10 protein-coding genes are annotated in these 12,051 nt (G+C 66.5%); 6 read left to right on the top strand and 4 right to left on the bottom strand.

Features of this window, described 5'->3' with window-relative positions:
• Nucleotides 1-3 precede the first annotated feature (3 nt).
• Genes V1Y59_RS21270 through V1Y59_RS21280 form a run of 3 tightly spaced genes read left to right on the top strand, consistent with a single transcriptional unit; the run spans nucleotide 4 to nucleotide 3,220 of the window.
• The gene (locus tag V1Y59_RS21270; protein WP_330507033.1) at nucleotides 4-660 is read left to right on the top strand and encodes a TetR/AcrR family transcriptional regulator; all 657 of its coding nucleotides are present in this window, start codon (nucleotides 4-6) and stop codon (nucleotides 658-660) included.
• Nucleotides 657-1,574, top strand: coding sequence for an ABC transporter ATP-binding protein (locus V1Y59_RS21275; RefSeq protein WP_330507034.1), 918 nt, complete (start codon nucleotides 657-659; stop codon nucleotides 1,572-1,574). The genes V1Y59_RS21270 and V1Y59_RS21275 overlap by 4 nt, the downstream gene beginning before the upstream one ends.
• Nucleotides 1,571-3,220 (top strand): ABC transporter permease, encoded by a 1,650-nt coding sequence (locus V1Y59_RS21280; RefSeq protein ID WP_330507035.1) that lies wholly within the window; start codon nucleotides 1,571-1,573, stop codon nucleotides 3,218-3,220. The genes V1Y59_RS21275 and V1Y59_RS21280 overlap by 4 nt, the downstream gene beginning before the upstream one ends.
• Here V1Y59_RS21280 and V1Y59_RS21285 read toward each other — a convergent pair.
• Both V1Y59_RS21285 and V1Y59_RS21290 read right to left on the bottom strand, forming a co-directional pair.
• On the bottom strand, nucleotides 3,177-5,006 hold the full coding sequence (locus tag V1Y59_RS21285; protein WP_330507036.1) for a BCCT family transporter: 1,830 nt from the start codon (nucleotides 5,004-5,006) through the stop codon (nucleotides 3,177-3,179). The genes V1Y59_RS21280 and V1Y59_RS21285 overlap by 44 nt on opposite strands.
• A 273-nt stretch (nucleotides 5,007-5,279) precedes the next feature.
• The gene (locus tag V1Y59_RS21290) at nucleotides 5,280-6,410 is read right to left on the bottom strand and encodes a citrate synthase 2 (protein WP_330507037.1); all 1,131 of its coding nucleotides are present in this window, start codon (nucleotides 6,408-6,410) and stop codon (nucleotides 5,280-5,282) included.
• A 179-nt stretch (nucleotides 6,411-6,589) separates the two neighbouring features.
• On the opposite strand from V1Y59_RS21290, the gene pdxH reads away from it, so the two are divergent.
• The 3 genes from pdxH (at nucleotide 6,590) to V1Y59_RS21305 (ending at nucleotide 9,882) form a co-directional block, all read left to right on the top strand.
• The gene (gene pdxH / locus V1Y59_RS21295; RefSeq protein ID WP_330507074.1) at nucleotides 6,590-7,285 is read left to right on the top strand and encodes a pyridoxamine 5'-phosphate oxidase; all 696 of its coding nucleotides are present in this window, start codon (nucleotides 6,590-6,592) and stop codon (nucleotides 7,283-7,285) included.
• Nucleotides 7,286-7,449: 164 nt separating this feature from the next.
• The gene (locus V1Y59_RS21300) at nucleotides 7,450-8,532 is read left to right on the top strand and encodes an isopenicillin N synthase family dioxygenase (protein ID WP_330507038.1); all 1,083 of its coding nucleotides are present in this window, start codon (nucleotides 7,450-7,452) and stop codon (nucleotides 8,530-8,532) included.
• A gap of 219 nt (nucleotides 8,533-8,751) precedes the next feature.
• Nucleotides 8,752-9,882: an HNH endonuclease signature motif containing protein gene (locus V1Y59_RS21305; protein ID WP_330507039.1), complete on the top strand. Its 1,131-nt coding sequence runs from the start codon at nucleotides 8,752-8,754 to the stop codon at nucleotides 9,880-9,882.
• Between the two features lie 96 nt (nucleotides 9,883-9,978).
• Here V1Y59_RS21305 and V1Y59_RS21310 read toward each other — a convergent pair whose 3' ends face one another.
• Nucleotides 9,979-10,974, bottom strand: a complete 996-nt coding sequence (locus tag V1Y59_RS21310) for an oxygenase MpaB family protein (protein WP_330507040.1) — start codon at nucleotides 10,972-10,974, stop codon at nucleotides 9,979-9,981.
• Nucleotides 10,971-12,008, bottom strand: coding sequence for an oxygenase MpaB family protein (locus tag V1Y59_RS21315; protein WP_330507075.1), 1,038 nt, complete (start codon nucleotides 12,006-12,008; stop codon nucleotides 10,971-10,973). Before V1Y59_RS21315 ends, V1Y59_RS21310 begins: the two co-directional genes overlap by 4 nt.
• Nucleotides 12,009-12,051: the final 43 nt, after the last annotated feature.

Genomic DNA, 12,051 nt, shown 5'->3' on the forward strand with positions numbered 1-12,051 from the left:
TACATGCGTTCAATGGGCGCTGACGACCGATCCACCCGCGCACGGGTGCGCGACACCGCGATCGAGGTGTTCGCCCGCGACGGGTTCTCGGCGACGGTCCGGACCATCGCCGACGCGGCCGGCGTGAGTCCGGGTCTGGTGATCCACCACTTCGGCAGTAAAGAGAACTTGCGGGCCGAATGTGATGCCCACGTGCTGCGCGAGACCCGGGAGGCCAACGAGCGAGGTCTCGAGAACCAGGCCGGGCCCCACGCATTCGCCGCGCTCCTGCAGCGGATGGACAACACCGCTGCCGACGGTCCGCGCATCGTCTATCTGATCCGCAGTCTGCAGGCCGGTGGTGAGATGGCGCGTGAGCTGCTGGCCCACCTGGTCGACGACGCCGAGGCCACGTTCCGGGGCGGTGTGGAGGCCGGGACCATTCGCCCCTCCCATGACGAGGCCGCGCGAGCCCGGTACATGGTGGCGATGGCGATGGGCGCGCTGCTCGTCGACGTCGTGATGAATCCGCCCGACAACTGGGCGGACGCCGGCGCCATCCTCCGGTCCTACATGGACCGGACAGTGCTCCCGGCCACCGAACTCGCGGTGCACGGGGTGATGACCGACGAGTCCTTGCTCGATGCAGTCCTGACCTATATCCGAGGAGGGCAACAATGACTCACCCAACCGACACCGTCGTGGAGATCGCCGGACTGAGAAAGAGATTCGGCTCTTTCGCAGCTCTCGACGGCCTCGACCTGACCGTTCACAGAGGCGAGATCGCCGGATTCCTCGGACCCAACGGCGCCGGGAAATCCACCACGATACGAACCATGCTCGGGATGTACCGGCCCGACGGCGGACGGGTGTCCGTATTCGGAATGGACCCCATGGCCGATGCGGTCGAGATCCACCGCAGGCTCGCGTACGTGCCCGGTGACGTCAACCTCTGGCCACAGCTGTCCGGCGGCGAATGCATCGACCTACTGTTGTCCCTGCGCGGCGTTCGTCGCGAATCTGCTTCTCGCAAAACAGAATTGATCGATCGATTCGATCTGGACCCGAGGAAGAAGGCCTCGACCTACTCGAAGGGAAATCGTCAGAAGGTGGCGTTGATCGCGGCGCTGTCGGCGCACTGCGAGTTGCTGGTGCTCGACGAACCCACCTCGGGTCTGGATCCGCTCATGACGCGGGAGTTCACCGAATGCGTCCGCGAGGTCGCCGCGAACGGCACGGCCGTGCTGATGTCCAGTCACCTCCTCGACGAGGTCGAGCAGCTGTGCGAAACGGTGACGATCATCCGGGCGGGCAAGACGATCCAATCCGGATCGCTTGCCGAACTACGGCATCTGCGCCGGTCCCGGGTGACCGCGACCATTCGATCGGGTGGCCGCGACCTGGCATCGGTCGAGGGTGTGCACGACTTCGAGTCCGACGGCGATCACGTGACGTTCACCGTGGAGGACGCCGGGCTGGCGGGGGTCACCCGTGTCCTCGCCCACCATGAGGTCGTCGGCCTCGCGGTGGAACCGCCGAGTCTCGAGGAGCTTTTCCTGCACGTCTACGACGACCGGGCGGAGGTGCCGACATGACCGCGACGCGGACGGCCGACGCACCGAATGTGCACACCGACGCACGAGCGCTCGGCCGCGAGTTCACCCGGACCGTGTTCCTCGTGCGGCTCGGGCTTCGTCGCGAGTGGATCTTCGGAGCGATAACGCTCGCGATCTTCGTTCTCATCAACATCTCGACCGCATCGGCACTGTCGGGCATGTACGAGACACCCGAGCAGCGCACCGAACTGCAACTCGGTCCGGGCTCCAATCCTGCCTTCCGATTCCTCCTCGGCGAGCTCACTCACGTCGAACCCACTGCGGCGCTGGTCTCGTGGCGTGCCGGACTGTTCCTGATCGCCGCGCTCGGAGTGTGCGCCGCCGTGATGACGGTGCGGCAGACCCGCAAAGAGGAGGAACTCGGTCGCACCGAACTCGTGCGCGCTGGGGCGGTCGGGTCGCTGGCGCCGGTCGCAGCAGCGGCGTGCGTCGCTCTGATCTTCACTGTCGTGGTGGCGTTGTGCATGTCGTTGATCCTGGTGCCGATGGGCGCCACGGGATCGAACGCGGTTGCGGTGTTCGCCCAGTACGCGGCCACCGGCGCCGCCGCGATCGCAGTGGCCCTGGTCGCCGCGCAGGTGGCCACGACCGCGCATATCGCCAATCTCACCGCCAGTTCGGTGTTGCTCGTCGGCTACCTGCTCCGCGGGGCGGCCGATGCCACCGACGGATGGGACTGGTTGCGGTGGTTGAGCCCGGTCGGGTGGGCCGAGGAGATCGATCCCTTCGGCGCCGACAACCTGCTGCCGGCGATGCTGTCGCTCACCGTGTTCGTGCTCGGCCTGTGCGTCGCCGGGCGGATGGCGATGGACCGAGATCTCGGCGCAGGGCTGATCGCGCCGCGACCGGGGCCCGCGGAGAGCTCGCGCCTGGCGACCATCGAGAGGCTCGGGGTGCGTCTGTCCATGCCGTTGCTCGTCTCCTGGATAGGCGGGATCGTGCTGTACTCGATCGTCATCGGCTTCATGCAGCCGTCGGTGGAGGAACTCGCGCAGGGCAACGAACAATTCGATCAGATCATGCGGGCCGCACTCGGAGACGCCACGTTGAGCACGCTGTTCGGGATGACGATGCTCGGCTTCCTCGCCGTCGCGGCCGGCGCCTGGGGAGTGAACCTGGCCGAGCGCCTGCGTGCGGAGGAAGCAGCCAACCGTGCCGAGGTCGTGCTCACGACACCGACGTCGCGCACCCGCTACTACGTCACCTACGTCGGCATCGCAGCGGTGGGCGCGATCACGCTGATGGCGGTCGCCGCCGTCGGCATGGTGATCGGGTCCGGCCTCGCCGGCGGTGGGTGGGCGACCCCGGCGGCGAACGCCGCGCAGACCGCTGCCGCCCAGATCTCCGCGGTGCTGGTCGTCGTGACGCTGGCGATCGCCCTCTACGCGATCCGCCCGGCGTTGGCCCACCTCGGATGGATCGTGGTCATCGGATCACTACTGCTCGGGCCGCTGTCGGGCATGTTCGACCTTCCGCAGTGGGTCACCGACCTCTCGCCGTTCACTCACACCCCGCTGGTGCCCGTGGACCCGATGCAGTGGACGCCTGTCGTCGTGATGCTCTGCGTCGCCGCAGTTTTCGTCACGATTGGCTGGACGAGGTTCCGGCGTCGTCAGATTGGGTGACGTGATCCCCGGCACCGTCGTGGGCGAGCGGGTCCTCGGGTTCGGTGTAGTCGCCCATGGCGAACGATCCGGTCTCCGGGTTCACCGTGACCGCGTGGTGCGGCACCTCGTGGACCGCAACGATGAGGGACCCGTTGTCGGGCTGATCGGCATTGTCGGGCAGCCCGGCGAACGTCGCCGACATCGCACGTCGAGGTTTCTCGTGGCGGTGGGGTAAGGCCTCGGCAGGTTCGTGGTCGTCGCCCAAACTGAGGTGCAAGAACCTGGGCTGCATCTTGATGTCGTAGTGGAACGCTCGGAGCAGCGACACGCACGCCAACACCATGACGATGGAGAACGGTACCGCTGTGGCGATGGACATCGTCTGCAACGCGGTCAACGAATCCGTGCCACCGACCAGCAACAACACCGCGGCCGCGACGCCCTCCAGGCTCGCCCAGTACACGCGGGTGACGACGGGGGTCTCGATCTTGCCGCCGGTGGAGAGCATGTCGACCACCAGCGAGCCCGAGTCCGACGAGGTCACGAAGAACATGATCACGACGAAGATCGCGATCACGCTGGTCACCGCCGCCAGCGGGAACCCGTCGAGCAACTGGAACAACGACGTGCTCGCGTCGACCGCGCCGTCGGCGTCGAGCATGTTCCCCTCCTGCTGCTGCCGGAGGATGCCGGAGTCGCCGAAGATGGTGAACCAGATGGCACTGATGAAGGTCGGCAGCAACAGCACACCGGCGATGAATTCGCGGATGGAGCGGCCACGCGAGATGCGGGCGATGAACATGCCGACGAACGGCGCCCAGCTGATCCACCAGCCCCAATAGAAGATGGTCCAACCGGCCATCCACCCGTCGTCGGCGAACGGCGCGGTACGCAGCATCAGCTCCGGCAGGGAGGCGATGTAGTTGCCCATGTTCTGAACCCACGACTGGAGCAAGAACAGCGTGGAGCCCAGGATCAAGACGAACGCGGCCAGCAGCGCGGCGACCGCCATGTTGATGTTGGACAGCCAGCGCAGGCCCTTGGTGACGCCGGTGACGACCGAGAAGATCGCCAGGCCGGTGATGGCGGCGATCATCAGCACGATGATCGGGTCGGTCACCGTCAACCACCCCAGGTATTCGAGACCCGCGGAGATCTGCTGGATACCGAAGCCCAGCGATGTGGCGACACCGAAGAGGGTGCCGACGATGGCGACGACGTCGACGAGGTGCCCGATCCATCCCTCGACCCGTTCGCGACCGAGTAGGGGTTCCAGCAGCCAGCGCACCGCCAGCGGACGGCCTTTGCGAAAGGTCATGTAGGCCAGGCCCAGACCGACGACGACGTAGATGCCCCAGGCGTGCAGACCCCAGTGGAACAGGGTCAGTTCCATCGCCTGATTGGCGGCGGCGTCGGTCGATGCCTCGATCCCGCCGGCCTCCGGCGGCGTGATGTAGTGCGACAACGGTTCGGCGACACCGTAGAACACGAGACCGATGCCCATGCCGGCGGCGAACAGCATCGCGAACCAGCTCATCACGCCGAACTCGGGCTCTTCGTCGTCTCTGCCGAGTTTGATGGTGCCGATGCGGCTGATGGCGCAGTAGAGCGCGAAGATCACGAAGCCGGTGACGATCAGGATGTACCACCAGCCGATGCCGGAGGTGATCCACTCGTTCAACTGGTCGAACGCGTCGGCGGCGGCGCTCGCGGCGATCACCGAGAACAGGATCAGCGCGAAGATGATGAGGGATGCGGTGATGAACACCGGCTTGTGCACCTCGCGCCAGGCGGATCGGAACATATCTCGCTCCCTTGCAACTCGTGCGCATCGACATCGTCGACGACGGGGAGCGGTGTACGGTCTCGGTCGCTCCCGTCGCCCTGCCTGCAACCGGATCATCCGTGCGGATCGTGATCAAGGACGTGGCCGGCGGGAACGTACTCCCGTTTCGGACGCTACTGCAGGACCAGGGTGTGCGGTCGGTGGATTTCGGGCAATCGTTATGTCTGGTTTATGACCCTACGACACGATGACCGCAGTGCGCGCGGCGGCGTGCCACACGGATGTGGCAGATCAGAGGCCTGGAGCGACGCTGACGTCGCCCCAACCGGCGACGTCCTCGGGTCGTCGTGGAGCGGGGCCGGTGTAGATCGCGGCCGGTCGGACCAGCTTTCCCAGTCGCTTCTGTTCGAGGATGTGTGCGCACCAGCCGGCGGTCCGGCCGCACGTGAACATCGCCGGCATCATGTGCGGCGGGACCTCGGCGAAGTCGAGGATCACCGCCGCCCAGAACTCGACATTCGTCTCGATGGCCCGGTCGGGCCGGCGTTCCCGCAGTTCGGTGAGCGCCGCCTGTTCGAGGGCCGCGGCGACCTCATAGCGAGGGACGCCCAGTTCCTGTGCGGTGCGCCGCAATACCCGGGCACGTGGATCCTCGGCCCGGTAGACGCGGTGGCCGAACCCCATCAGCTTCTCTTTGCGGTCCAGGACGCCGCGGACGAGACCGCGTGCGTCCCCGGTCTGTTCGACCTCCTCGATCATCGGCAGGACACGGGCCGGCGCGCCGCCGTGCAGCGGCCCGGACATCGCGCCGATCGCCCCCGACAGGGCCGCTGCGACATCGGCGCCCGTCGACGCGATGACCCGCGCGGTGAACGTCGATGCGTTCAGGCCGTGTTCGGCCGCGCTCACCCAGTAGGCGTCGATCGCCCGGATGTGCTTCGGGTCGGGATCGCCCTTCCATCGCGTCATGAAACGGGCCGTCACGGTGTCGCATTCGTCGATGACGTCCTGCGGAACCGCGGGCTGATGGATGCCGCGGGCCGACTGGGCGACATAGGACAGCGCCATCACCGAGGCGCGCGCCAGATTCGCCCGGGCGGTGTCGTCGTCGATGTCCAGCAGGGGTTTGTAGCCCCAGATGGGGGCCAACATCGCCAGCGCGGCCTGCACGTCGACGCGCACGTCGCCGGTGTGGACGGGCAGGGGGAACGGTTCGGCAGGCGGCAGCCCGTCGCCGAATCCGCCGTCGACCAGCAGTGCCCACACGTCGGCGAAGGTCACGTGGTTCTCGACCAGGTCCTCGATGTCGACGCCGCGGTAGCGCAGATTTCCGCCGTCCTTGTCCGGTTCGGCGATCTCGGTGGTGAACGCCACCACGCCCTCGAGGCCGGGGACGAAATCGTCGGGGACTGAGTTGGACATCGGGAACCGCCTAACGTCGACGCTGCGCCGTGTCGGATCGCACGGGAACCTGTAAAGGACTGTAGGTCAGGACCCCGGCCGCGGGCTACCGATCGGTAACCGGCGCGCCAGACGGCTCGGCGCGGCGTGTCGCGGAGTAGCCTCACCTCGTGGCCGACGATCCGATAGACCTGCCCAACATGCGGGTCGGCTATGGCGGCGGTATCCCGCCGAACGTCGGTGAGGGTGACCGGGCTGCCGGTGCCGACGGGGTCCGCGAAAATCTCGATCCGACATGGCTGCGTGGCGATCCGCCGTGGCTGGACCTGTTCACCGTCTGGCTGCGGGAGGCCGTCGAGGCGCGGATCGCCGAACCCAACGCGATGGTCCTCGGTACGACCGACGCCGCGGGTCGCCCGTCGACGCGGGCGGTGCTGTGCAAGGGTGTCGGCGCCGACGGTGTGGTGTTCTACACCGGCTACGACTCCGACAAGGGCCACGATCTGGCGGCCAACCCCTATGCGGCCGTGACCTTTCCATGGATCGGGCTGGAGCGGCAGGTGCACTTCCGCGGCCCGGTCGAGCACGTGACGATGGAGGAGACGCAGGAGTACTGGTACATGCGTCCCCGCGGCTCGCAGCTGTCGGCGTACGCATCCCGACAGTCGGAGCCGATCGGCAGCCGCACGGAGCTAGAGGAGCGCGCTGCCGCGGTGGCCGCCGAGTTCGGCGGTTTCGACGACGGCGCCGAGGTGCCGGTGCCGCCGTCGTGGGGTGGTTTCCGGCTGGTGCCCGAGGTGGTCGAGTTCTGGCAGGGCAGGGCGAACCGATTGCACAACCGGGTTCGGCTGACCAGGACGGACGACCTGTGGGAGGCCGTCCGCCTGCAGCCCTGATCGAGCGGATGTCGCATGTGCACGGTCTTTGTTGTGTCGAATATCGTTGCCGAACTACGTGTCCCGGCACCGTCGTGGGCGCCCGGCGAGTTCCGTGCCGGGAATCGGGAGATACGCGAAAAGCCAGCTCAGCGGGACCGCGGATTCGGTGCCAGTATGGTGTCATGAGTGCGGTAGTCGACAACCCCACGGGCACGTTCTCGGTGCCGATCATCGACATCACCCCGTTCACGGCCAACGGCAGCGCATCCGATCGTGCGGTCGTGGCCGCCCAGATCGACCACGCCGCGACCAATGTCGGTTTCATCCAGATCGTCGGTCATCAGATCCCGCCGGCGGTCATCGACGAGTTCACCGCCGTGATGGACGACTTCTTCGCCCTGCCGCTGGAGGACAAGAAGGCCTACCGCACACCGCCGCAGATCAATCGCGGGTACTCGCCGCCGAAGTCGGAGTCGCTGTCGCTGTCGCTGAGCCTGGGTGTGGAGCCGGCCGACCGGATGAACGACTTCTTCGAGGCGTACAACGTCGGCGTCGAGGCTGCGGCCCATCCCGATCTCGAATTGCCGCAGGACCAGTACGCCACCAACACGTGGCCGTCCGTCGACCATTTCGAGGCGGCCGTGTCGGCGTACTTCGCGGAGGCGTCCCGCGTCGCCCACACGCTCACCCGCATCTTCGCCGAGGCGCTCGACCTGCCACCGGACTTCTTCGACGGATACACCGACCACTCGCTCGACGTGTTGCGGATGAACAACTACGCCCTGCCGCCCGGGGATGTCGACCTCGACGGTGAGCTGACGGGGATGGGTGAGCACACCGACTACGGGATCGTGACAGTTCTCTGGGCCGACCAGGTGAAGGGACTGCAGGTCCTCGACCGCGCCGGTGACTGGCACGACGTGGAGCCGGCCGACGGAGCCCTGCTGATCAACCTCGGCGATCTCATGGCGCGCTGGACCAACGAACGCTGGATGTCGACGCTGCACCGGGTGAAGCCACCGGTGGTGGACGGGTCGATCGAGCGGCGCCGGTCGGCGGCCTTCTTCCACGACGGCAACATCGACGCGACGATCTCCACCCTGCCCTCATGCGTCGGTGCCGGGAGTCGTTACTCGCCGATCACCGTCGGCGAGCACATCGGGGCCAAGCTCGCGGGTTCCCGGGCCGGGCTGGCCAACCCGTACGCCCGGCGGGAGGCGCAACGGGTGCGTCAGGCGATGCAGCGGGGGCTGGGGCAGCAGTAGCCCGGAACTGTAAGTAGAACCGACGACCACATTCTGATTCCTGATTCGAACAAGTTCGAAAATACCCTTGACAGTCGAACATATGTTCGGTTACCTTGGTCACATGAACATCGGGGGAGTTCAAAACGTGATCGACAGCCTTGCTGTCGTCACCGTCGGGAAAACGCATCGGGTCGAGAGGTCTTCGACGCCACGGCGTCGTTGGTGAAGGCCCGCAACGTGGTCGATCATCAGCTGGCCGCACATGTGCGGGCCATGGAGCGGCTCGGCGTGGCCAAGCGGTCCGGTGGAACAACGCGCCAGCTGCTGATCGAGATGGGCCTCGCCCCCTCGGTGGTTGTTCGACTGCTGCGGATCGCGGGCTCGCTCGATGCTTCGCCGAAACTCGCGAAACACGCTGCCGATGGCGCAATCTCGGCTGAGCATGTGGACTCGGTGGCGAAGGGGATGGCGCACATCCAACGCCGCAGTCCGGTTGCGTTGCCTGACGACGAACGAACCGCGCACGAGGTCGATCTGTTGGCGCAGGTGTTCTCGGGTGCGACGCCGGCGGAAGTGGCAGCGCACGCCAGATCCAAGGGCAACCAGGTCGCCGACGAGACCGGCGGGCTGCCGGCGTCCGAAGATCGGGGGCTCAATGTCGTTGATTGGCGGCAAGACGACGACGGACGCCTCGAGGTGCGCGGCAGTCTGGACAGTGTTGTGGGGGAGAAGCTCGTGGCGCTTCTCCAGTCGCTGTCGATCAAGCGTCCCGAACCCGACGGGTCACCCGATCCGCGCTCGGCTGGTCGTCGTCGCGCAGATGCGCTCGATCAGGTCCTCGATGCGGCTGTGGGCGGGGATACCCACCTGACGGGCGCGCCACGGCACTTGGTCATGGTCACCATCCCGGCCGATGCGCCCGACCTGGCGGCTCTACCCTGGCTCGGTCCGGTCTCGGAGGCGACTGTCCGAATGCTGGCCTGCGACACCACAGTGTCCGAGGTGGTGATCGATGGCGAGCGGGTGCCCTTGCACATGGGTCACGACAAACGTCTCTTCACCCACCACCAGCGCCGGGCGATCGGCGTGCGCGATGAGTGCTGCGTGAAATGTGGTGCGCCGGCTGGATGGAGCCACGTCCACCACCTCGTCCACTGGGTCGACGGTGGTCTCACTGATCTGGACAACGGCTGCCTCCTGTGCTCGACTTGCCACGCCGAGGTACACGCCCGCGGCTGGGAGGTCGTGATGGGCAGAGACCGGCATCCGAGGTTGATCCCACCGGCTGACATCGACCCGACCCGCACCCCCAGGCCCGCTTACAACCGGCGCAACCTAAACGTCGACGGACTTCCGGCAGCTGCCTGATATCAAGGCTTGGTCCACTGCGGCAACAGCTTTCGTTCTTTGAGAACTCAATAGTGTGGCCGAAACGCTGAGCGCCGGGCGACCATCTGCGTCGTATCAACCGACCCGACCCGGATGGGTCGCCCGGCGCGAGGCATGCACCGGGCAGTAGTGCATGGGGTTGTCGCGTTCGGTCTCCGGCGGCAGGTTGCGTGTCGGTGTGTGGACCAACGGTGCGTCGGCCGGTGTCCGACCGGAAACACGGTCCCATGCGTCGCGGGCTCGAGGATGGGCGCGGTAGCGACGCGGCACCAGGGCCATCGCCACGCGTACCGCACGACAGAAATGGGTGAAACGTTGTTCGTCGCGGTCGGTCCACGTCAGGCCCATCATCTCGCGGATCGGGGCGTCATACAGGCCTGTGGTGAGCCAGAGGAAGAAGCGTTGCCCGGGCGTCGCGATCTTCCGCCACCAGCTCCGTGGTAGCCGTGACAGGAACGGCGGCGGCGGGAGCTCGCTGATGTCGAGGACCGTCCGGACGGCTGCGTGGTCCCGAAGAACATTGCGGCACATGTGGTCCCAGTATTCGAGGAAGTCCTCGTAGGTGTCCGGGCAGTGACGCATGCTGATGCCGTACATGGCGAACCAGGCGCGCGATTCCTGGAACAGTGCCTCTTTGTCCGCCTCGGTGATGCGGGGGCCGAAACGTTCGGCGCAGCGGATGTTGCCGTACCAGAAGGTGGCGTGCGCCCAGTAGAAGACGTCGGGATCGAGCGCATGGTAGCGGGAGCCGTCGGGCATCGGGCCCTTCACAGTGCGGTGGTAGTCGCGCACCTCACGGCCGGTGTCCGAGGTCCCATCGAAAACCGTGCCGATGATGGGATACAACGACCGCATGAGCCGCTGCCAGCGCTCACCGAAGAAGTCCGAGTGATCCCACACCGCCGCACCGAGTTTCGGGTGCATGTTCTGCATCGAACCGGACCACAACCCGGTGAGCATGCCCCGCCAGTCGCCGAAGTAGCGCCACGTGACGGAGTCCGGGCCGAGCGGTGCGTATCGTTCGGCCGGCGCGGGGACGGTTTCATCGACCGGGGCCGATGGAAGGCTCATCGGCTTTCGCCGGTACTGATCATGCCCGGATAGGTGGCCCGGCGCGCGGCGTGTACGGGGCAGTAGTGCATGGGGTTGTCCCGTTCGGAACCGGACGGCAGGTTGCGTTCGGGGGTGTGTACCAACGGTGCGTCGGCGGCCACCCGGCCCGCGACCCGGTCCCAGGCGTCGCGGGGGCGGGGATGGCGCAGAAAGCGTTTCGGCAGCAGGCGGTGCATCACCAGGTTGACGCCACGGCCCAGCAGGCGGAACCGTCGCTCGTCGCGCTCGGACCAGGGCAGCCCGAGGATCTCCCGGACCGGCTCGTCGTAGAACCCGGTGGTCAGCCAGGTGAAGAAGCGCTGGTTGGGCTGGGCCATGTAACGGAACCAGATCGCGTGCGGGATGAACCGCAGGAACGGCGGCGGTGGCAACTGCCCGATGTCGAGGACCGCGCGCACCGCCGGGTGGTCGCGAAGAACATTGCGGCACATGTGGTCCCAGTACTCGAGAAAATCCTCGTAAGTGTCCGGGACGGGACGCATCGACACCCCGTACATCGCGTACCAGGCCTTGGACTCCTCGAACAGTTGGCGTTTCTGGTCCTCGGTGAGCCAGGGGCCGAATCGCTCGCACAGGCGCACGTTGCCGTACCAGAAGGTGGCGTGCGCCCAGTAGAAGACGTCGGGATCGAGCGCGTGGTACCGCGAACCGTCATCCATCTGTCCCTTGATGTCGCGGTGGTAGTCGCGCACCTCGTGACCGGTGGTGGGTCCGTCGGACGGGACCGGATCGAACACGACGCCGCTGATCGGATACAGCGACCGCATCAGGCGCTGCCACCGCTCGCCGAAGAAGTCGGAATGCTCCCAGACCGCCGCGCCCAGTTTGGGGTGCATGTTCTGCATCGACCCCGCCCACAAGCCCTGGAACATGCCGGTCCAGGTGCCCCAGATCTGCCACGTCAGGGAATCGGGACCCAAAGGTGCATAATCTTCGGCGCGAGGCGTGACCTGCGGGGATGCAGGCGCACTCTCGGTCGGCTCGTCCGTCATCACCTCGGTCATGAGACGAAAGTCTAAGATCGTCTCAGATCAC

Source organism: Gordonia prachuapensis (genome assembly GCF_036350515.1).
GTDB classification, from domain to species: Bacteria; Actinomycetota; Actinomycetes; order Mycobacteriales; family Mycobacteriaceae; genus Gordonia; species Gordonia prachuapensis.

Bases quoted from the DNA above. Each gene is read 5' to 3' on its own strand.
- V1Y59_RS21310 (WP_330507040.1), bottom strand. From the start codon at position 10,974: ATGAGCCTTCCATCGGCCCCGGTCGATGAAACCGTCCCCGCGCCGGCC.
- V1Y59_RS21315 (WP_330507075.1), bottom strand. From the start codon at position 12,008: ATGACGGACGAGCCGACCGAGAGTGCGCCTGCATCCCCGCAGGTCACG.
- V1Y59_RS21275 (WP_330507034.1), top strand. From the start codon at position 657: ATGACTCACCCAACCGACACCGTCGTGGAGATCGCCGGACTGAGAAAG.
- V1Y59_RS21280 (WP_330507035.1), top strand. From the start codon at position 1,571: ATGACCGCGACGCGGACGGCCGACGCACCGAATGTGCACACCGACGCA.
- pdxH (WP_330507074.1), top strand. From the start codon at position 6,590: ATGCGGGTCGGCTATGGCGGCGGTATCCCGCCGAACGTCGGTGAGGGT.
- V1Y59_RS21285 (WP_330507036.1), bottom strand. From the start codon at position 5,006: ATGTTCCGATCCGCCTGGCGCGAGGTGCACAAGCCGGTGTTCATCACC.
- V1Y59_RS21300 (WP_330507038.1), top strand. From the start codon at position 7,450: ATGAGTGCGGTAGTCGACAACCCCACGGGCACGTTCTCGGTGCCGATC.
- V1Y59_RS21290 (WP_330507037.1), bottom strand. From the start codon at position 6,410: ATGTCCAACTCAGTCCCCGACGATTTCGTCCCCGGCCTCGAGGGCGTG.
- V1Y59_RS21270 (WP_330507033.1), top strand. From the start codon at position 4: ATGCGTTCAATGGGCGCTGACGACCGATCCACCCGCGCACGGGTGCGC.